This is a genomic window from Bacillus sp. Leaf49 (assembly GCF_001426125.1).
Classification (GTDB): domain Bacteria; phylum Bacillota; class Bacilli; order Bacillales; family Bacillaceae; genus Bacillus; species Bacillus altitudinis.
In genome coordinates this window covers 24697-45143 of sequence record NZ_LMRK01000002.1, presented here as the reverse complement: position 1 = coordinate 45143, position 20447 = coordinate 24697, and the positions used below count along the sequence as shown (strand labels likewise).

Annotated in this window: 18 protein-coding genes; 14 read left to right on the top strand and 4 right to left on the bottom strand. The window is 42.6% G+C overall.

The annotated features are described in order from the left end of the window. Nucleotides 1-54: 54 nt before the first annotated feature. The gene (locus tag ASG46_RS02895) at nt 55-1257 is read left to right on the top strand and encodes a CaiB/BaiF CoA transferase family protein (protein ID WP_017366576.1); all 1203 of its coding nucleotides are present in this window, start codon (nt 55-57) and stop codon (nt 1255-1257) included. Between the two features lie 45 nt (nt 1258-1302). Next, nucleotides 1303-2613, top strand: a complete 1311-nt coding sequence (locus ASG46_RS02890) for an MFS transporter (RefSeq protein ID WP_025206713.1) — start codon at nt 1303-1305, stop codon at nt 2611-2613. Nucleotides 2614-2851: 238 nt separating this feature from the next. On the opposite strand, the gene ASG46_RS02885 is transcribed toward ASG46_RS02890, so the two are convergent. Beyond that, a complete protein-coding gene (locus ASG46_RS02885) occupies nt 2852-4213 on the bottom strand; it encodes a hypothetical protein (RefSeq protein ID WP_056703025.1) in 1362 nt (453 codons plus the stop codon). A 143-nt stretch (nt 4214-4356) separates the two neighbouring features. Here ASG46_RS02885 and ASG46_RS02880 point away from each other — a divergent pair, with 143 nt between their 5' ends. From ASG46_RS02880 to ASG46_RS02860, 5 genes are all read left to right on the top strand, one after another. Next, on the top strand, nt 4357-5130 hold the full coding sequence (locus ASG46_RS02880; RefSeq protein ID WP_017366579.1) for an IclR family transcriptional regulator: 774 nt from the start codon (nt 4357-4359) through the stop codon (nt 5128-5130). A gap of 85 nt (nt 5131-5215) precedes the next feature. Next, the gene (locus ASG46_RS02875; protein WP_025206715.1) at nt 5216-5773 is read left to right on the top strand and encodes a shikimate kinase; all 558 of its coding nucleotides are present in this window, start codon (nt 5216-5218) and stop codon (nt 5771-5773) included. A 411-nt stretch (nt 5774-6184) separates the two neighbouring features. Then, on the top strand, nt 6185-7132 hold the full coding sequence (locus ASG46_RS02870; protein ID WP_056703022.1) for a dihydrodipicolinate synthase family protein: 948 nt from the start codon (nt 6185-6187) through the stop codon (nt 7130-7132). 77 nt (nt 7133-7209) lie between these two features. Further along, entirely contained in the window at nt 7210-8217 is a 1008-nt protein-coding gene (locus ASG46_RS02865) for a LacI family DNA-binding transcriptional regulator (protein ID WP_039166332.1), read from the top strand. Between the two features lie 120 nt (nt 8218-8337). After that, nucleotides 8338-9714 carry an MFS transporter gene (locus ASG46_RS02860; RefSeq protein WP_056703019.1) on the top strand — a complete coding sequence of 459 codons (1377 nt, stop codon included), beginning with the start codon at nt 8338-8340 and terminating at the stop codon, nt 9712-9714. Nucleotides 9715-9944: 230 nt separating this feature from the next. Here ASG46_RS02860 and ASG46_RS02855 read toward each other — a convergent pair whose 3' ends face one another. Beyond that, nucleotides 9945-10622, bottom strand: coding sequence for a class I SAM-dependent methyltransferase (locus ASG46_RS02855; RefSeq protein ID WP_156376645.1), 678 nt, complete (start codon nt 10620-10622; stop codon nt 9945-9947). Nucleotides 10623-10836: 214 nt separating this feature from the next. Here ASG46_RS02855 and ASG46_RS02850 point away from each other — a divergent pair, with 214 nt between their 5' ends. Continuing rightward, nucleotides 10837-11742, top strand: coding sequence for a LysR family transcriptional regulator (locus tag ASG46_RS02850; protein WP_056703014.1), 906 nt, complete (start codon nt 10837-10839; stop codon nt 11740-11742). Nucleotides 11743-11787: 45 nt separating this feature from the next. On the opposite strand, the gene ASG46_RS02845 is transcribed toward ASG46_RS02850, so the two are convergent. Then, nucleotides 11788-12573 (bottom strand): carbon-nitrogen family hydrolase, encoded by a 786-nt coding sequence (locus ASG46_RS02845; RefSeq protein WP_017366582.1) that lies wholly within the window; start codon nt 12571-12573, stop codon nt 11788-11790. Between the two features lie 210 nt (nt 12574-12783). Here ASG46_RS02845 and ASG46_RS02840 point away from each other — a divergent pair, with 210 nt between their 5' ends. Next, entirely contained in the window at nt 12784-13746 is a 963-nt protein-coding gene (locus ASG46_RS02840) for an acetylxylan esterase (RefSeq protein ID WP_050826924.1), read from the top strand. Nucleotides 13747-13816: 70 nt separating this feature from the next. Here ASG46_RS02840 and ASG46_RS02835 read toward each other — a convergent pair whose 3' ends face one another. Next, nucleotides 13817-14131, bottom strand: coding sequence for a hypothetical protein (locus ASG46_RS02835; RefSeq protein WP_008342068.1), 315 nt, complete (start codon nt 14129-14131; stop codon nt 13817-13819). Nucleotides 14132-14191: 60 nt separating this feature from the next. Between ASG46_RS02835 and ASG46_RS02830 the strand changes: the two genes are divergently transcribed. The 5 genes from ASG46_RS02830 to ASG46_RS02810 all read left to right on the top strand — a co-directional run bounded on the left by ASG46_RS02830 (nt 14192) and on the right by ASG46_RS02810 (nt 20431). Continuing rightward, nucleotides 14192-14995 (top strand): nucleotidyltransferase domain-containing protein, encoded by an 804-nt coding sequence (locus tag ASG46_RS02830; protein WP_056703011.1) that lies wholly within the window; start codon nt 14192-14194, stop codon nt 14993-14995. A gap of 161 nt (nt 14996-15156) precedes the next feature. Continuing rightward, on the top strand, nt 15157-16074 hold the full coding sequence (locus ASG46_RS02825) for a proline dehydrogenase family protein (RefSeq protein ID WP_056703008.1): 918 nt from the start codon (nt 15157-15159) through the stop codon (nt 16072-16074). Between the two features lie 23 nt (nt 16075-16097). Further along, nucleotides 16098-17645: an L-glutamate gamma-semialdehyde dehydrogenase gene (gene pruA, locus ASG46_RS02820; protein ID WP_007498254.1), complete on the top strand. Its 1548-nt coding sequence runs from the start codon at nt 16098-16100 to the stop codon at nt 17643-17645. A 125-nt stretch (nt 17646-17770) separates the two neighbouring features. After that, entirely contained in the window at nt 17771-19003 is a 1233-nt protein-coding gene (locus ASG46_RS02815) for a PucR family transcriptional regulator (protein ID WP_017358555.1), read from the top strand. 129 nt (nt 19004-19132) lie between these two features. Then, complete coding sequence (locus ASG46_RS02810; protein WP_008342056.1) at nt 19133-20431, top strand: arsenic transporter; 1299 nt, start codon at nt 19133-19135, stop codon at nt 20429-20431. The last annotated feature ends 16 nt before the right edge of the window (nt 20432-20447 follow it).

The following is a 20447-nucleotide window of genomic DNA, read 5'->3' as shown; positions in this document are numbered from 1 at the left end:
CTAAAATAGAAAGCATTTTAGCCCTTTATCAATTGAACGAAAGGGAGTCAAGCAATGAATAAGAATACACCACTTGAAGGAATCAAAATATTAGATGTTTCAACGATGATTGCTGCACCATACGGCGCGGTGCTTCTAGGAGATTTCGGTGCAGAGGTCATTAAAGTCGAGATTCCTGGAAAAGGGGATACACTGCGGCATGTTGGCCCTTTTGCAGATGGTGAACCTTTGAGATGGTCAGGGCTTTCAAGGAATAAGAAATCTCTTACACTCGATTTACACAAAGAAGAAGCAAAAGACATTTTTAAAAAGCTTGCAGCGCAGGTTGATGTGATCATTGAAAATTTTCGTCCGGGCACACTTGAAAAATGGGACGTTGGGTACGATGTATTAAAAGAAATCAACCCTCGTTTAATTATGATTCGAGTTTCGGGTTATGGGCAAACCGGTCCATTTAAGGACAAGGCGGGGTTTGGTACACCTGCGACGGCATTTAGCGGCTTTACATATATTCAAGGGTTTCCAGATCGGCATCCAGTCAGCCCGTCCTTTTCCCTTACGGATTATATCGCAGGAATCTATGTGGCGTTTGCCACTGTGACAGCGATGTATTACCGTGACACACATCCAGAAGGAACAGGGCAAATGGTGGATTTGGCTCTCTATGAATCTGTGTTCCGCATGTTAGAATTTTTGGTTGCAGAATATGACAAGCTAGGGAAGGTGCGTGAGCGTTCACCAGGGTTAAGCGGTCATTCAAGCCCTGCCGGTACCTATGAGACAAAGGATGGGCATTATTTGGTTCTTGTGACGAGTACAGATTCGACCTTTAATCGATTGGCAGAGGCGATGAATCGCTTAGATTTACTAGAGAACGAGAAATTCTCTGTGAATGCAGCCAGGCTAAAGCATAACGATGAAATGGATGCGATCGTCTCGCAGTGGATTGCGTCCAAAACAAGAGATGACGTCCTAGACATTCTAGATACACATGGTGTGCCTGTGAGTCCAATTCTAAGCATTCGGGATATCTTTGAGCATCCGCAATTTAAAGCACGAGAAAATATTGTCGAGGTGCATCATCCGCGTCTTGGAAAAGTGAAGGTGCCTGGAATCATTCCGAAGTTTGAAAAAACCCCCGGTCGTATTCGCCATATTGCGCCTGATTTAGGTGAACATAATTATGACATTTTAACGAAAATGCTTGGCTTTACAGAAGAAGAGTGTAAACAGTTAGAAGAAAAAGGGGTCATTTAAGACACTCAACCGATCCGCACGTTGCGGAAACAAAGGAGGATGGTTATGAAAGTGCATTCAGAACTGAAGGGGAACGACTTGCGGCCTGCTTATGCGAAACCAACAAAAGCTCGTTTCGGCATCTTGATTCTGTTGTTTTTTATTACCGCTATTAACTATATTGATCGAGCCAGTGTATCCATTGTTGCACCTGCGATTCAGTCTTCATTGCAATTAAACCCTGCCTTATTAGGCCTCATCTTTTCAGCATTTAGCTGGACCTATACAGCCATGCAGATCCCAGGCGGCTTTATTCTTGATAAGTTTGGATCAAAGGTAACGTATGGAATATCACTTGTGACTTGGTCTATTTTCACCGGTTTACAGGCGTTTGCGAACAGCTTTGCCTTCTTATTTGGCTGCCGATTGTTTATCGGAATTACAGAATCTCCTGCATTTCCTGCGAATAATCGCATTGTGACCACATGGTTTCCAAGGCGGGAACGCGCATTTGCAACAGGGGTTTATACCGCTGGAGAGTATGTGGGGCTTGCATTTGCGACACCTCTTCTTTTTTGGATCATGACAACTTTCGATTGGAGAACCGTCTTTATCACTGCAGGTGCGCTCGGTATTATATTTGCTTTCTTTTGGTACAAGTATTATCACGAACCGAAAGAGCATCCAAAGATCAATGAAGATGAGTTAGAATTGATCCGTCAAGGCGAAGGACTGACTGTGGCATCACAGGAGAAACTGAAATGGGCAGACTTTGCCGCACTTTTGAAATATCGTAAATTGATTGGACTCTATATTGGTCAATTTTCTGTTGCGTCTACCCTCTTTTTCTTTTTAACATGGTTTCCGACCTATTTAGCAGAGGCGAAAAATATGGCCTTTCTCAAAGTGGGTTTTGCGGCATCCCTGCCATACATCGCTGCATTCTTTGGAGTGCTGTTTGGAGGCTATGTGTCTGACTGGTTACTTAAAAAGGGTGTATCGGTCAATGTAGCGAGAAAGCTGCCGGTTGTGGTCGGTCTGCTTCTGACAAGTACCATTGTTTTAGCGAATTTTACAACGAATATCCCGCTTGTGCTGACTATTTTATCCATCGCATCCTTTGCGCAAGGACTTTCTAATATCTCCTGGACCATGCTGTCTGAGGTGGCACCAAGAGAAATGGTAGGGCTGGCTGGCGGCGTATTCAACTTTTTTGCTAACTTATCCGGCATCATCACCCCGCTGATCATCGGATTCATTGTATCGGCGACAGGCTCTTACAACGGCGGTATTTTATTCGTCAGCCTAGTGGCATTAGGCGGAGCGTTGTCGTATATCTTTATTGTAGGTAAGATTGAACGGATTCAATTAAAATAATAGAGAGTAAGAAAAAGAGAACTCATTGGGTTCTCTTTCAGCGTGTAGACAAACCCTCGCATTCGGTGTCAGTCCTGTGTGCCGGTGCTCACGAATGTCAAATTCGCTCCGCACCGGTACTCGTCCTTCCACTGCAAAGGTTTTCTATCGCGCTGAAAAAAAGACAAAGGGCTAAAATAAAGTTCATTTTAGCCCTTTGTCAACTATCTTAAAAGAGAACTCATTGGGTTCTCTTTTTCTATGAATAAAAGATGACGGTGATGATCGTTGCACATGCGATCCCCATGCTGATATAAAAACCAGCAAACCAGATATTCCATCGAGTGATTCGGTAAGGGTTGACCTTCATCAAATCGGCTAATAGGGAGACAGATACATTATATGGGCTAAACATGACCGTTGAGGTTCCAGCGATAATGAGCATGATTGCGATGGGAAGGGTAGGCAGTTCATGAATGACAGGTGCCATCAAGCTCACTAAGAGAGCAAGCGAAACGAGCGGGTGAAAACCGCAAAGAGCGGTGATGAGAAAATACAGCCCGATGACCCCATAAACCCAAATGGCATGATCTGATATACTGACGATAAATGCTTGAATCGGCTGCAGGCTGTTTGTGACAAGCAGCATATCGACAAAGAAGCCCGCGCTTAAAAATAGACACATATAATTGGAGAGCTGGCGGGTCCGTTCTTTCCAATGGGGAATAGAGACGGCTACATATTGTTTTCGTTTTTTGATGATAGACGAGAATAATAGAGCGAAAGGAATAATCGTCAGCACAACAGCGAACAGATAACCTTTCCCAATCCAGGCGTCAACAAGCGAAACGACTGTCATAAAACTGAGCAGCATGAAAGCAAGCTGAATGGTTTTTCTCTTGATGCGATGAGGGTTGGAGTGAGCTTCCGCCGGCTGGATAATATGCGGCAATCGTTTGCTTTGACGAGAAAAAAGCAACCAATCCGTCAACAGCACAAGCACCATTAAACAAAAGGTAACGGGTGCAATCTGATAATATTTCAATTTGGTTGCATCAATGGTGACACTCACCAGTACTTCGACAGGACTCCAGCTAAGACATAGCGCATATGACCTTAAAAGATTGCGCGTATAAAGGTGCTGTTTGACTTGTTCCTGAAGGGCGTTCAGCGACGGTTTCAAGGATGTATATAATAAGGGAATCGTTGCGATATTTAAAAACATGCCAAGAACATGAGTGACAAATGAACTCTTGCGATAAAGCTGATTTGTACTCGTTGTATGTAAGGTAAGCAGTTTATTTAATTGAGTATCGAAATGTCCAACATGTATGAGAGAATGAATAAATGGCAACATGAAAAATAAAGAAAGCAAGCCTAGCATGGAATGAAAATGAAGAAAAAGCGTATGCAAAGGCTGTTCTGACCAGAAAAATAACACCAATCCAATCAAGAGAAACATAGCACCCGTTTTCAAATAAAGCCCATTGGCCTTCTTAAAGGAAATGGTGAGCGAAGCAGCCGCCAGCAGACCAACCAAATAGGAGAGAATGGGAGCAGGGAATAGTTGATGAACGATGTATAAGCTAATAAGAAGTGTGAAAATGAACAGGTAGATCATGATATCTCCTCCATCAAAACATCTATCGGTTTTATTCCGTACAGTGGAATTTGTTTTCTTTTAATGGAACATTTAAAATGGATTATAGCAAAATTGGTTAATCATGTCGATAAGAAATCAAAGGGGAAAAGGAGAAAGTGAACATGGCTGATAAGAAGTCAAAAGAAGAATCAGGATTGCGTACCGTTCAGCGCGCTTTGGATATTCTTTCTTGCTTTAGCGAAGAACGTCAAGAGCTGACGCTAACGGACATTTCAAAAGAGATGAACTTAGCAATGTCTACCACAACGAGACTGCTCAAGGCACTTGAAATGAATCATTTTGTGGAAAAGAACCAAGAGACAATGAAGTACCGGCTCGGTCAAAGACTTTATCTTCTCGGTTATATTGCTGGGAAGTCCATCAAATTGAGGGAACTGGCAAAACCGCTCATGTACACACTTCGTGATGAAACAAAGGAAACCGTCAACCTGTATGTGCTGGATCACAAAAGCAGGGTATGTATTGAACAAGCCGAAGGGCTGCAATCGATTCGGCATCTTGTGAAAATCGGTGAGAAGCTGCCGTTATACGCGGGTGCTGGTGGAAAGGTGCTGCTTGCTTTCCAAAGCGAAGAGTTTCAACAGCAAGTTTTCGCATCTGAGGCTGATCACATGACGATGGAGGAATGGCAAAAAGAATGTCGTCATATTCTTGAAACGCATACCGCTTGCAGTATTGATGAACGGGAAGTCGGATCGGCGGCAGTGGCGGCACCGATCTTTAACATTCATGGGGAAGTGCAGGCATGTTTATCCATCTCTGGACCGACCCAACGATTTACTGAAGATGTCATCCCTCAATTGCAGCAAAAAGTGAAAGAGCATGCCGAGAAGCTCTCCGAACAGCTCGGTTACGTCGTCAAACACAATTTTTAAGAATGCCTATCTTTTCTCAGTCCATTTATCATATAATAGAAACATTATGTAGCATTCCTTGTCGTAAGGAGGACGTGTCACGAACATGAAAAACAATAGAGAGATTCCTGTGAGACAGCGAAATATTGTCCTCATTGGCTTTATGGGCGTTGGGAAAACAACCATTGGGCAGCTGGTTGCCAAAAAGTTATATAGAGATTTTATTGATGTTGATCAGGAGATTGAGAAAAAGTACAACATGACGATTCCAGAAATGTTTCAGCAAAAAGGAGAAGATTTCTTCAGACAGGCTGAAAAGGACTATATCGTCGATTTATGTGAACATACTCAGCTAAAGATCGTGTCTCTTGGAGGCGGTGCGTTTAAACAGGAAGAAATCAAACGATCTTGCTTAAAGCATTGTACGGTTCTTTTCCTTGACCTATCTTGGGAGAATTGGAAACAGCGGCTGGATATTTTAATTGAAAACCGTCCTGTTCTTCATAACCGCACGCTTGACGAGATGAAAGAACTGTTTGAAGAGCGCCGGGAAATTTATTCCCTTCATAACTCAAGAGTGGAAACAGATCATCTAGAAGCTGAAGAAGTCGCCAATTATATTGTCGACACACTCAAGCTTGGCTGGGATCTATATTCGAAATAAAAAAGTCTATCCTAATGGGGTAGACTTTTTCTATTAGATCAGGAGTAGTCAAAGAAATGACAGTCTAAGTTGGATGATTGATGAAAAAAAGAAGAAAAGATGTTTTTTCCTTCGTCATTATATCAAAATGTATGCATCCTCTATGTGGTGTGACTAGCCGTTTGAAAAAAGTGGTGATTAAACTACAACGAGTTCAAGATGATGAGGTTTTTTGATTGATGTGGGAAACGAAATATATCTCTCATTTTCTTTTTTGAAAAAATAAAATAGTATCTAAATTCTAATAATCGTTTTTTGAATTATTATAATTTTTAAAAATATTGTTGACACCTTCGGTTAGATCATTCTATGATTATTAACGTAAACGCTTACCGTAAACGTTTACTATAACGGATGGGGAGGAATTTGTTGATGAAAAATAAAGAAAAATGGAGCGGTGTATTCCCGGCAGTCTTAATTCCTTTTAAAGATGACTATTCAATTGATGAACCTGCTTTTCGTAAGCTTGTTCGCTGGGTGGCGGGGCACGAAGGGATTAATGGGATCGTTGTCAATGGACATACTGGCGAGATTATGACTTTGCTGCCACATGAACGAGCTGAAGCTGTGCGTATTGCAGCCGACGAATTAAAGGGAGAAATTCCTGTCATTTCTGGGGTTTCTGCTGAAGGGACAATTGAAGCGATCCAGCATGCAAAAGCAGTGGAGGAAGCTGGCGGAGAAGGTATTCTTCTTATGCCGCCACATTCATGGCTGAGATTCGGTATGCAGCCTGAGTCACCTGTCCAATTCTTTCAAGATGTTGCAGAAGCAATTGATATTTCAATCATCGTCCATCAATATCCAACATGGACAAAAACCTCTTATACAACCAGTCAATTATTAGAAATGTCGGAGATTCCAAACGTTGTCTCATTTAAAATCGGTCAAAGAGACATGGCGCAATATGAAGTCGATGTGCGCGCACTGAAAAAGCATGCACCAGATGTATCGTTGCTCACATGTCACGATGAATATTTATTGCCAACATTAGTTCAAGGAATTGATGGGGCGCTTGTAGGTTTCGGCTGTTTTGTCCCAGATTTGATTGCTGAGCTTGTGAAATGTGTGAAAGAACAAGACCTTGTAGCGGCTAATAAAGTGTACGATAGAATCTTTGAATTAAAGCATGCTGTGTATAAAATGGATGAACCTTCCTCTACCTCTCATCTGCGAATGAAGGAAGCGATGTTCCAGCGAGGTTTGATCAGCAGTTCGCTTGCGAGGAAGCCAGTATTACCTTTAACTCAAAAGGAAAAAGAAGAGATTTGTCAGGGCCTTCAAAGTGTTGGTTTACTTAAGGAAAACGTTAGTAAATAACAGACCATTGATTTCATGATGAAGGTGAGTCAGGTTATAATAGAGTATAAAACAACAGACTCCCGGAGGTATGAAATGTGTCAGTAAGTATTAAAGATGTCGCATTGAAAGCTGGAGTATCTATCGCCTCTGTTTCCCGAGTATTAAGTGGCAAACCAGGAGTAGGTGCTCAAACGGCTGAAAGAATCAAACAAGTGATTGATGAATTAGGCTATCGTCCTAATTTAGGAGCTAGAGGGCTCGTTAAAAGAAAGACTGGCAATATTGCTGTCGTGGTTCCTCGTGGTTCATATATTTTGAATAATCCATTTTTTTCGACGATTTTAGATGGGATAGCGAAGGAATTAGATGAGACTGAATTCAATATGTTGATGTCATTTACATCTGTACAGCAGCAGCGATTACTTGAAACGCAGGCTGTAGATGGTGCCATTTTATTTTCTCCAAGAAATGAAGAATTGAGCATGGATTGGTTAAAAAGTTTAGCTATTCCCATTATCGTTGTCGGAAGTTACTTAGAGGATTCTCCATTTCCATGTGTCAGGCCAGATGATGAGGAAGGTGTGTGTCAATCTGTCACGGCCTTATTTGATAAAGGTCATCGAACCATTGGACTGGTCAATGGTCCAATGAGTTCGATGCATAGTGTGAGGTATTACAAGGGGTATGAGCGTACACTGAAAAGTTTAGGATTAACAATGAACAAAGAGCTTGTGTTTGAGTTAGATGAATTTGATGGGGGAAAAGTAGTAGAAGTGGTTTCTCAATTTCTCCAAGGAAACCAGCACATGACTGGAGTTGTATGCTCTTCAGATTTTTTGGCGATAGGGGTCATGAAAGCGGCAGATATCGCAAATGTGTCAATACCTCATGATTTGTCTGTCATTGGTGCTGATGATGTGCCCATTGCAAGTTTTCTAACCCCTTCTTTATCTTCTGTTCATGTTGATTTAGTTGGAATGGGAAGAAAAGCGGTTTCTTTACTAACGCAGTTAGTAGAAGGAGAACAGTTAGAGAAGATGGAACACATCTTCCCGATGTACTATGTAGATCGTGGCACCACGGGAACGCCAAAAAAGAAATGATAGATGCTGAAAACTCATATGATCGCTTTAGAATGTCTCTTCATTTAAAATGTAAGCGATTTCTTTTGTGCTCATCAGCATGTACTTTTGCATCATTTCCTCTATTAAGGAGGAGATATCATGACGTTAGAACTCAGCGGAAATTCAAATTCTCATGATGAGCAAGTTGTTGATAGAGCTTCACAACTATTGACTAGGATGGAAAGTGTACCTTTTTCGAGATGGCATTTAAAACCTCGTATTATTATGGGATCTGCTACCTTTTTTGATGCTTTTGATGCACTATCTTTAGCGTTTGTTCTCCCAGTTCTCATCGGCATGTGGAATTTATCACCTGCTCAAATTGGTCTTCTTATTGGGTCTGGTTATATCGGACAAGCGATTGGTGCCATTTTCTTTGGGTGGTTAGCAGAAAGACGTGGCCGAGCATTTAGTGCAAAGTGGACTGTGTTTCTCATGTCTATTATGAGTATCGCATGTGTATTTTCAGGTAACTTTATGGCCCTTTTTATTTTTCGGTTTATACAGGGGATTGGAGTAGGAGGAGAAGTGCCAGTAGCGGCCTCATATATCAATGAGTTGTCCCGGGCCCAAGGCAGAGGGAGATTTTTTATGCTCTATGAGATGATTTTTCCATTAGGATTAATGATCTCAGCTCAAATTGGTGCATTTGTTGTCCCTAGCTTTGGCTGGAAATGGATGTTCTTGATTGGTGGAATTGGGGGGTTAATCGTCTTTGTCTTCTTTTTCATGTTGCGTGAATCTCCAAGATGGCTTATTTCAAAAGGCAGGTTAGATGAAGCCGAAAGAATCATTGAAGAGATTGAAGCTAGTACGGATAAACGAATGCCTGTTGCAAAGCAAGTGTCCAGCAGCACTGAAAAAGGCGACTGGAAAGAGCTCTTTTCTACTTTTTATCGTAAAAGAACATTGATCGTATGGGGACTATGGTTTTCTGCCTACTTTGTATCGAATGGATTAAATAATTGGTTACCGAGTCTTTATAATACGGTTTACAATTTGCCAGTTGGAGATTCATTAAGGGCAGCCTCTCTAACAAATATTTTACAGACCATAGGGGTATTCGCTTGTGCATTTTTAATCGATAAAGTAGGACGGAAGCGCTGGGCAACCATTGCATTTATCGTAACAGGTGCTTTATTAACGGCTTTATGGATCAGCGGAGCAAATTCTCCAGAAAGCGTTATTTATTTAGGGTCCGCTGCCTACGGAATGATGGGAACAATTACAGTTCTTCTCTATTTATATACACCTGAAATCTATCCAACCCGTATGAGGGTAATTGGTACGGCATTTGCTACAGCGTGGCTTAGGCTGGCCTCAGCGATTGCTCCTATTATGATAGGTTTTATTTTAGAGGTGAGCGGTGTTTCAACTATTTTTATTCTTTTTGCAAGTGTGACTGTAGTGGGAGCAATTCTTGCTTTTAAAATGATCGAAACGAGAGAGAAAGTATTAGAGGATATTGCACCGTAAGTGATGCATGCAGTGAAGAACTTATTCTAAAGAGGGTAGGTTCTTTTTTTATTTAGAGGATTTACGTACACTTTTGAAAAAGCCTAACCTACCTCAGTTCAATTATCTTATAATAGAAACATCATGCAGCACTCCTTGTCACGAACATGAAAAGTAATATCTATCAGATAGTGGAAATGTAGAATCAAAATATAAAAGTCTACCGGCTAGGGTAGACTTTTTCGATCAGTTTAATGTTTGATCCCTTGAAGCAGTGCAGCTTTTAGGCAAAAGGATGTTGGCTGACGATGTTCGTCGAATTGCAGTTGAAACAGCTGTTTCGTTTCATCGTCTGCAGCATGAAGGTGGGCAACGATTTCCTTTTGAACATTTTCTGGTGTACGTCCTCGTATGATCCAGTCCTGATAATCAATATGCAGATCCCAGTAACGGATATCTTCTTTCGTCAGATGGTTGTCAGCGAAAAGCTCTTTCCATTCTGATAACGAGCTTTCTCGCACATGGGAGGGATCTCTCAGTCTATTTAAATGATTAATAAAGTCATCCTGTGCTTGGTTTTCAGGTGCATAATGATCGACAAGTAGAAATTTGCCGCCTTTCTTTAAGACTCGGCTGATTTCAGACATGGCTGCCGGGAGATGTGGGAAGTGATGAGCAGCAAATCGGCATGTGACGAGATCAAATGATGCATCAGAAAAGGGCAATGCGTCTGCGGATGCCTGCTCAAACGTAATGTGGTTCAGCTGTCGCTCTTCCGCAAGTGCTGTAGCAACCTCGATCATTTTGTGTGTGACATCAATCCCGATTCCTTTAGAGATGACGTCTGAAAAGGAAAAAACGGTATGACCTGCCGCGCAGCCGATATCAAGTAGATGCTCATTGCCCTTTGCCTTCGCTGCCGTTTTCATCCATTCAAGTTCTTTTCCAGCTGCAAAGATGGGTGAATCTCGGTAGTTCTCTGCATTTTGTGAAATTTTTTCTCGGCTTTTGAATATGGATTCATTCCTTTACCCCCCTTTTTGTTGTTTCTTTATCGTAGGGTTCTTCTCGTGATTTGTCTAAGACATAAAAGATATGATATGAATAGTTAAAACCTATGAGGTGAGAGAAGTGGATATACGAATGATGGAATATGTCATGGAAGTGTACCGGCAGCAAAGCTTTACAAAAGCAGCGGAAAAACTTCACATTGCACAGCCCTCGTTAAGTCAGCAAATTAAAAAACTTGAGGAGGAATTAGATACTCCTCTGTTTATTCGGAAGTATGGACAAGTCACTCCTACACCTCAAGGAAACCGATTGATCAAAAGAGCAGAGACCATTTTGAAGGAACGAGATGATTTATTGCGTGAGATGGGGGAAGCTGCTTATGAGGTAGGGAAAGAACTGATGATCGGTGCGCCAGCTGTCACAGGGGGATATGTCCTGCCAAGTTTATTAAAAACCTATTGTCAAACGTATCCGCACGTTCACGTTCATTTGATAGAAGAATCGCCTCGTGAGCTAGAAAGACGTTTACTCGCTGGGAAACTGGATCTGGCGATTCTTTCTCTGCCTGTCGAGCATGAATCATTGAAAACAAAACAAATGCTGACAGAGCCGCTTCTCCTCGCCATTCCGCAAACGGCTCAGCCGTGGTTGACGGATGAACTGAATGAAATCATCAATCAAGCGGAACAAGAAGGGTCTGTCCCGTTTCATCTTCTGGAAGATGCCCCATTTATTATGCTGAAAGAGGGATATGGCTTTCGGCAAGTGGTCACGGAACTGTGCCGTCATCATGGCTTTCGGCCGAGGATTGCATTTGAAACAAGTCATATTCAAACAGCTCAGGCATTGGTTGAAAATGAGCTAGGTGTGACGGTGGTGCCGAAAATGGTGGCACAAGAGGAAAGGAAAGAAGTCACTTATTTACACATTGATTCATGCCCAACCCGCACACTTGTGTTTGCATATGTGGAAGAAAGATATTTAACGAAAGCCGCTCAAGCCTTCATGGACCTTCAACAGAATCAAGGAAAAGCTTAAACAAACGTTTAATTAAACGTAAAAAGCAGGGGAGTCCCCTGCTTTCTAATATAAATCCAGCCGCTGATCTGTCATGACGGGGATTTGTTGTCTCACTTCATCTACGAGCTGAAGATCAATGTCTGCATAATAAATGTCTTCTTCATCATTTGTCTCAAGCAGAATGCGTCCGAGCGGGTCAATCACCATGGAGTGACCAGGGAATTCAGTGTCTCTGCTTGTGCCCGTCCGGTTCACCGCAATCACAAATGACTGATTCTCAATGGCTCTTGCGATGAGCAGACTGCGCCAATGGTCCACTCTTGCTGACGGCCATTGAGCGGTATTAACAAGCACCTTCGCCCCTTTGTTCACGAGCGTCCTAGAAAGCTGAGGGAAGCGGAGGTCATAGCAGATCATGGTGCCAATCTTGACATCTTCATCATAGTTAAATAAACCAAGCTGATGACCGGCGGTTAAATAGTTGTGTTCATCCATTAAGCGGAATAAATGAATTTTATCATAATCTAACAAAAGCTCACCTTGACGGTCAAACACATACATTGTGTTGGTGATATCTTCATTTGTTGTCCGTTTATTCAAGACACTTCCAGCGATGAGATACACTTGGTGCTGACGAGCAAAGGAAGAGAAGAGTTGTTTTGTCCGCTCACCATCTGCATCGGCAAGCTCATCCGCTTGTTCCAGTGCATAGCCGGTATTCCACATTTCAGGTAGAATAATCAAATCAGGCTGTTGACGGATGGCTTCTTCTAAAAACGCTTCTGCTTTCTGAAAGTTTACATCAGGTTCTCCTATTTGTACGTCCATTTGAATCAGGGCGATGTTCATGTCTGTCTTCCTCCTTTATTCGTTTCATGCAATGGATGGTTCGGGTGATATTGCCTGAAGTATCTAGTCTTCAAGCCAGTTTCTTTATCATAAAGCTTTCCGTCATCTTTGCCAATAGAAATGTCAGAAGGTTTTGTTAAATGACTTTCTCAATCAAGAAATGAGTGGTATGATACTCATAACTAATAAAACAAAGGGGAATAGTATGATATGCAATTGTTCGATTTATCACTAGAAGAGCTAAAAAAATATAAACCAAAGAAAACAGCACGTCCTGATTTCTCAGACTTTTGGAAGAAATCGCTCGAAGAACTGCACCAAGTGGAGGCAGAGCCAACACTTGAATCTTATGACTATCCAGTGAAAGGCGTCAAGGTGTACCGCCTGACGTATCAAAGCTTTGGACATTCTAAAATTGAAGGCTTTTATGCTGTGCCTGATCAAACTGGTCCGCATCCAGCGCTCGTTCGTTTTCATGGCTATAATGCCAGCTATGACGGCGGCATTCACGACATCGTCAACTGGGCGCTGCATGGCTATGCGACGTTTGGAATGCTTGTCCGTGGTCAAGGTGGCAGTGAAGACACATCAGTGACGCCAGGCGGGCATGCATTAGGGTGGATGACAAAAGGCATTTTATCGAAGGATACGTACTATTATCGAGGTGTTTATCTAGATGCTGTTCGTGCACTCGAAGTCATTCAGTCTTTCCCCGAAGTAGATGAACACCGTATCGGCGTGATCGGTGGAAGTCAGGGGGGTGCATTAGCGATTGCGGCCGCAGCCCTTTCAGACATTCCAAAAGTCGTTGTGGCAGACTATCCATACTTATCAAATTTTGAGCGTGCAGTTGATGTTGCCTTGGAGCAGCCTTATTTAGAAATCAATTCATACTTTCGCAGAAACAGTGATCCGAAAGTGGAGGAAAAGGCATTTGAGACATTAAGTTACTTTGATTTAATCAATTTAGCCGGCTGGGTGAAACAGCCAACATTGATGGCGATCGGTCTGATTGATCAAGTGACACCGCCATCCACCGTGTTTGCGGCATACAATCATTTAGAAACAGATAAAGAGCTGAAAGTGTACCGATATTATGGGCACGAGTTTATTCCTGCTTTTCAAACAGAGAAGCTGTCCTTTTTACAAAAGCATTTGCTTCTATCAACATAAGAGCATGACAAAGAGCTAAAATCACATTCATTTTAGCTCTTTGTCTTTTTCAGCTATTGGAGCTTTCAGCTTAATAACTGGTGTTCTGTCTTGTTTTTTCATCAGGTACTAATGCTGTAACGATCAGGGCAAGGGCTGTGATGATGTGAAGGATGAATCCGAGAATCGGAATCCATGCAAGGCAGGATGTGACAATTCCAATGATACTTCCGATCATTGGTCCCTGGTCTCGCTTCGATAAGACGAGTGTGATAATATGCAGAATAAGCATGACCATGAGCGGTGAATAGCCATTGCTGATAACGAATAGACCTCCGATCACAGGGATAGCAAGGCAAGCTTCAAAAATCCCAGTGATCCATTTCATAATGCGAGATATAGACATCAGATCCAACTCCTTTTTCATATATGTCTTATTCGTATTTTCCCAAAAGGTGAAGAAGTCATGCAGAATTCTATAGAAAGAGTTGATGGACACTTGAGAGAAAGAATTAAGGAAGAGCTGAAAATCATCGAAGAAACGTATGACGTCAAGATTTGTCTCGCCGTTGAATCGGGCAGCAGGGCATTGGGATTTCCTTCAACTGACAGTGATTATGATGTTCGCTTTTTATACGTTCCCCGGAAAGAATGGTACTGGGCGATGGAAGAGCATCGTGATGTCATTGAACGGCCGATTGATGACATGCTTGATATCAGCGGCTGGGAGCTGCGAAAGGCGCTGCGTTTATTCAATAAATCGAATCCATCCATTATGGAATGGCTGTCTTCTGACATCATTTATGCTGAATCTTTCTTTTTGGCAAAGCAGCTGAGAGAATTAAAGGATCGAGCGTTTTATCCCGCAGCATTGATGTATCATTACCTCAATATGGCGAAGCGGAATGAAAGCCGGCATTTACGAGGAGAGCAGGTGCGAATCAAGAAGTATTTCTATGTGCTCCGTCCACTGCTTGCCTGCCAGTGGATCGAACGCTACCGGACGGTTCCACCCATGGACTTTCATGAATTACTCAAGGAGCTAGTGGAGGAAGGCCCGCTGTTAGCAGAAATTCACGAACTGCTCAAACGTAAAATGGACGGAGAAGAAATGGATTTAGAGGACCGCCTTGTACATGTCCATCCATTTATCGACAAAGAGCTGGCTCGTTTTGATGAATTGGTGAAAAGCTACAATCAGCCGAAGGACAATCTCACTGAAAAATTAAATAAGCTTTTGCAGTCTACCCTTGATGAGGTGTGGGCGTAAGCGTGAAAGAGCCAGCCGGTTAGCGGCAGGCTCTTTTTTATCTCCTATTGTGATAAAACCACAAAAAAAGTCAGAATTTTTGTCATCTTCAAATATTGTAGCGGACAGCTCATGAGCCTTACAATATAGACATAGCTTACAAAGAGTGGGAGGTGCCCTTTATGGAGTCGGTCACAAGAAATTTCTTCTTGTTTTTGTCAAAGAGCAGTCTCTTGAACCATATTGCTCGTAATTGGGGAAGTGCTGTTGCATCAAAGAAAATCATCGGTGGGAAGGATTTTGAGAGCGCTATCCCTGTCATCAAACGATTAAACGATCAAGGTATGGCCGTAACGGTTGATCACCTCGGTGAGTTTGTCACAAAGGCAGAGATTGCAAATGAGCGGACGAATGAGTGTATTCAAACCATTCAGCGAATTGCAGAGGCGGGACTCAATTCCCACGTGTCACTTAAAATGACATCGCTTGGCTTAGATATTGACGATGATCTTGTGTATCGCAATATGAAAAGCATTTTAGATACGGCAGAGAAACACCGTGTTATGGTGACAATTGATATGGAGGATGAACAGCGCTGTCAAAAAACGCTGGACATTTTTAAAGAAATGAAATCTCAATATGAGTATGTCAGTACGGTTTTGCAGGCGTATTTGTACAGAACAGAACAAGATCTTGATGACCTAAATGAGTTGCAGCCATTTTTAAGACTTGTAAAGGGTGCCTATAAGGAATCCGCCGAAGTGGCGTATCCAAACAAAAAAGACGTCGATCAGAATTACAAGAAGCTGATCGAAAAGCAATTACTCTCAGGGAACTATACAGCCATTGCGACACATGACGATCAAATGATCGAATTTACGAAACATATTGTGAAAAAACACAATATACAGACAGATCAGTTCGAATTTCAAATGCTGTATGGCATGAGATCAGAAACGCAGCAAGCACTCGTGAAGGAAGGCTATCAAATGAGGGTCTACACCCCGTATGGACGAGAGTGGTATGGCTACTACATGAGACGTCTTGCAGAACGACCGGCAAACATTGCATTTGCTTTAAAAGGGATGACGAGAAAATAATTTGAAACGGGAGCGTGACAAAGATGACAACACCTTACAAGCATGAACCATTCACGGATTTTAGCCAGGAAGAAAATCGCCAAGCGTTTGAACAAGCATTAGCCAAAGTAACAGAATCACTTGGGCAAACCTATCCGCTTGTGATTAATGGAGAAAGAATCGAAACAACAGACAAGATTGTCTCGATCAATCCAGCGAAGAAGGAAGAAGTCGTGGGTACCGTATCAAAAGCTGGGAAAGAAGAGGCAGAGCAAGCGATTCAAGCTGCGGCAAAAGCGTTTGAAACATGGCGCTACACGTCTCCAGAAGAAAGAGCCGGCGTCTTATTCCGCGCTGCGGCAAGCATTCGCCGTAAAAAGCATGAGTATTCAGCCCTTCTCGTAAAAGAAGCAGGGAAGCCTTGGAATGAAGCGGATGCAGATACAGCAGAAGCCATTGACTTCCTAGAGTATTATGCCCGTCAAATGCTAGAGCTTGCGAAAGGCAAACCGGTGAACAGCCGCGAAGGGGAACGCAATCAATATGTGTACACACCAACTGGCGTGACGCTTGTCATTCCACCATGGAACTTCTTGTTTGCGATCATGGCAGGAACAACCGTTGCACCAATCGTCACAGGGAATACAGTTGTTTTAAAACCAGCAAGTGCGACGCCTGTCATTGCAGCCCGCTTTGTAGAAGAACTGGAGCAAGCAGGTCTTCCGAAAGGTGTTGTCAACTTCGTGCCAGGTAGCGGAGCAGAAGTAGGAGATTACTTAGTAGATCATCCGAAAACAAGCCTTATTACATTCACTGGATCAAGAGAAGTGGGCACACGTATTTTTGAACGTGCGGCAAAAGTACAGCCAGGACAACAGCATTTAAAGCGTGTCATTGCTGAAATGGGCGGTAAAGATACAGTCGTTGTAGATGAGGATGCAGATGTTGAATTAGCGGCTAACGCCATTTTCACATCAGCCTTCGGATTCTCAGGTCAAAAATGTTCAGCTGGATCTCGTGCTGTCGTCCACGAGAAGCTGTATGACCAAGTCGTTGAGCGAGTGAAGGAAATCACAGAAACGAAAACAACAGCGAATCCGTTATCAGCTGATGTGTACATGGGACCTGTCATTGATCAAGCTTCCTTTGACAAGATCACAGAATATATCGAGATTGGCAAGCAAGAAGGCCGTCTAGTCACTGGCGGAACAAGTGATGATTCAGAAGGGTACTTCATTCATCCAACCGTGTTTGCAGATCTAGAGCCAACATCTCGTTTAATGCAAGAAGAAATCTTTGGACCTGTCCTAGCTTTCTCAAAAGTCTCAAGCTTTGATGAGGCGCTTGAAGTAGCCAACAACACAGAATACGGGTTAACCGGTGCGGTCATTACAAATAATCGTGATCACATCAACCGTGCGAAGCAGGAGTTCCATGTCGGGAACCTTTACTTTAACCGTAACTGTACGGGAGCGATTGTGGGTTACCACCCATTTGGCGGCTTTAAAATGTCAGGAACTGATTCAAAAGCAGGCGGTCCAGATTACCTTGCTCTGCACATGCAGGCCAAAACGATCAGCGAAATGTTTTAATATGGAAAAGCATGAACTCGTGCAGGCGAGTTCATGCTTTTTTTACCTGTCTACGACTTGTTTCTATACAAATCTGACTGGAAAGAAGTATGATAAATGTATCACTTAATCAGGGAGCAATCGGGATGGAAGAGATATTAGAAAAGCTTCATACATTTTTTGATGTCGATAAATTAATTGCATTTATTAGTGGTTATTTAAAAAAACCAGTCATTTTAGAAAGTACTGAATGTCAGCTGCTTGCTTATAATTCTTACAGCATCCAGCAGTTCGACCCAGTCAATCAGCAAACCATTTTCTCAAAGGAATGTCCGGGAGCTGTGGTGGATTGGTTAAAAAAAACAGGGGTCATTGAGCAGCTATATACAGATTCAAATCCTTTTTATGTGAATGGTCATGAGGAGCTCGGGTTTAATCGTCGGGTGGCTGTGAGCGCCAAGCACAAACAAGAGGTTGTCGGCTTTATTTGGGTGCAGGACATTGAAGATTCTCTCTCTCAAGAGGAGCTGCAATTTTTACATGAGGCATCGTTTCAGGTTGGAAAAGTTATTTATAAAAATAAGAAACAGTTGGAGAAAAAGGAAGGCAAGATTGAAGAGTTCTTCAAAAAGGTCATGGATGATCATTTTTATACAGAAGAAGAGCTGAAATGGGAAGCTGAGAATTTAAGCATTCCATTGCCAGCTGTCTTTACTGTGATGGTTGTTCATGCCGCCGATAATAAAAGTGAGACGGCAGAAGATGTGAAGGATGTGATTAGAACCTATTTACAGCTAGAAGACAAGGTCAATCACGTCTACTCTGTGCAAGCAGACATCGTCGTGATATTAGGCAGTTTGTCAGATCGCCACTCACCAAAAGCGACCGCTGCGGATGTCGTCGCCCATCTTCAATCGAAAACGCATACACACCCATCTCCTTTATATATTGGGATGGGAAGAGAATATCGAGATGTCATGAAAATGAGCACAAGTCGATTTGAAGCGATAGAAGTCGTGAAAGCAGTGAAGATTGTTGGCGGACAGGAATTGATTCCATACGATTACGAGCATTTGGGGGTCTTCCGGTTTTTAGATTCTATTTACAGTCACCAAAAAAAGAAAAACGACTTTAATCCAGATTTGTTGCGCCTAAAGGAAAAAGACCGTGACAGTCAAACATCATTTTTAAAAACCTTAGAGGTCTACTTATTGAATAATTGCAAGCTAAAACCAGCTGCAGAGCAGTTGTTTATTCATCAAAATACACTAAACTATCGAATGAAACAAATTTTTGAAATGACGTCTATCGATTTAAGTCATTTTAGCCAGCGATGTGAGTTATTTATTGAATTGATGCTGATGAAAAAAGATCAATAGGCGTGGACTCCGCAGGTGCAAAGGCTGACCTGCGGATTTTTATGCGAGATGATAAAATGGCATACAATTGCCTTATTTCGTTGTATGATAGATAAAGATTTTATAAGGAAAGTGAAAGGAGGGCCACCTTTGGGATCAGTCACCTTGGCCATTTTGATTTTCATCATGACCCTCGTCCTTGTCATTTGGCAGCCAGGACGTTTAACCATTGGATGGTCAGCATGCGGGGGAGCGATTCTTGCGCTTGCTTTTGGGGTCGTTCATTTGGGCGATGTATGGGAAGTTACCCAAATTGTCTGGAACGCCACCTTTGCATTTATTGGAATTATCATCATTTCATTGATTTTAGATGAGATTGGTTTTTTTGAATGGGCGGCACTTCATATGGCAAAAGCCGCAAGAGGGAACGGGGTCCGCATGTTTATTTATTTAACATTGCTCGGCGCTGTGGTAGCAGCTTTTTTTGCCAACGATGGAGCGGCACTTATCTTAACCCCGATCGTTTTATCTGTGGTCAGAGCGCTGAAGCTGGATGAGCGTATGATCCTGCCATTTGTCATGGCAAGCGGCTTTATTGCAGATACGACGTCTTTGCCATTTGTCATTAGTAACTTGGTCAATATCGTATCAGCCGATTATTTTCATATTGGCTTTCTTGAATATACAGCAAACATGTTCGTCCCAAACCTTGTATCGCTTGGCGCTAGTATGCTTGTGCTGTATGTGTTTTATCGGAAACTCATCCCGAAAACGTACGATGTTTCGCAGGCGAAGGAACCAGCTTCGGCCATTCGTGATCTGCGCATGTTCCGGTTATCTTGGTATGTGTTAGGGTGCTTGCTTGTTGGATATTTTGCTGGCGAATTGGCAGGCATTCCGGTGTCAATCATTGTAGGAGGCATTGCCATTGCTTTCTTATGGCTGGCAAAACGGAGTCCACAAGTAGCGACAAAACGAGTCGTCAAAGAAGCACCGTGGTCGATTGTGTTTTTCTCTATCGGCATGTATGTCGTGGTGTATGGGCTGAAAAATGTCGGCCTGACAGAAATTTTAGCGGCGTGGATTGAACAGGGGGCGTCACACGGTTTACTTGCGGGAACGATGTTTATGGGGGTCCTGGCAGCAGTGCTATCTTCTGTCATGAACAATCTCCCAACCGTTTTAATTGATGCGATTGCCATCGGTCACACAGATACAGCAGGTGTGATGAGAGATGCACTGATTTATGCCAACGTCATCGGCTCAAACCTTGGTCCGAAAATGACCCCAATCGGTTCATTGGCGACATTGCTGTGGCTTCATGTCTTGAAGAAAAAAGGTGTGCATATTTCTTGGGGGGCATACATGAAAGCTGGAATCATTCTAACCATACCGACGCTGATCATCACGTTATTGGGGTTGTATGTGTGGTTATGGTTGATACATTAAAAAGCAGATCCAATGG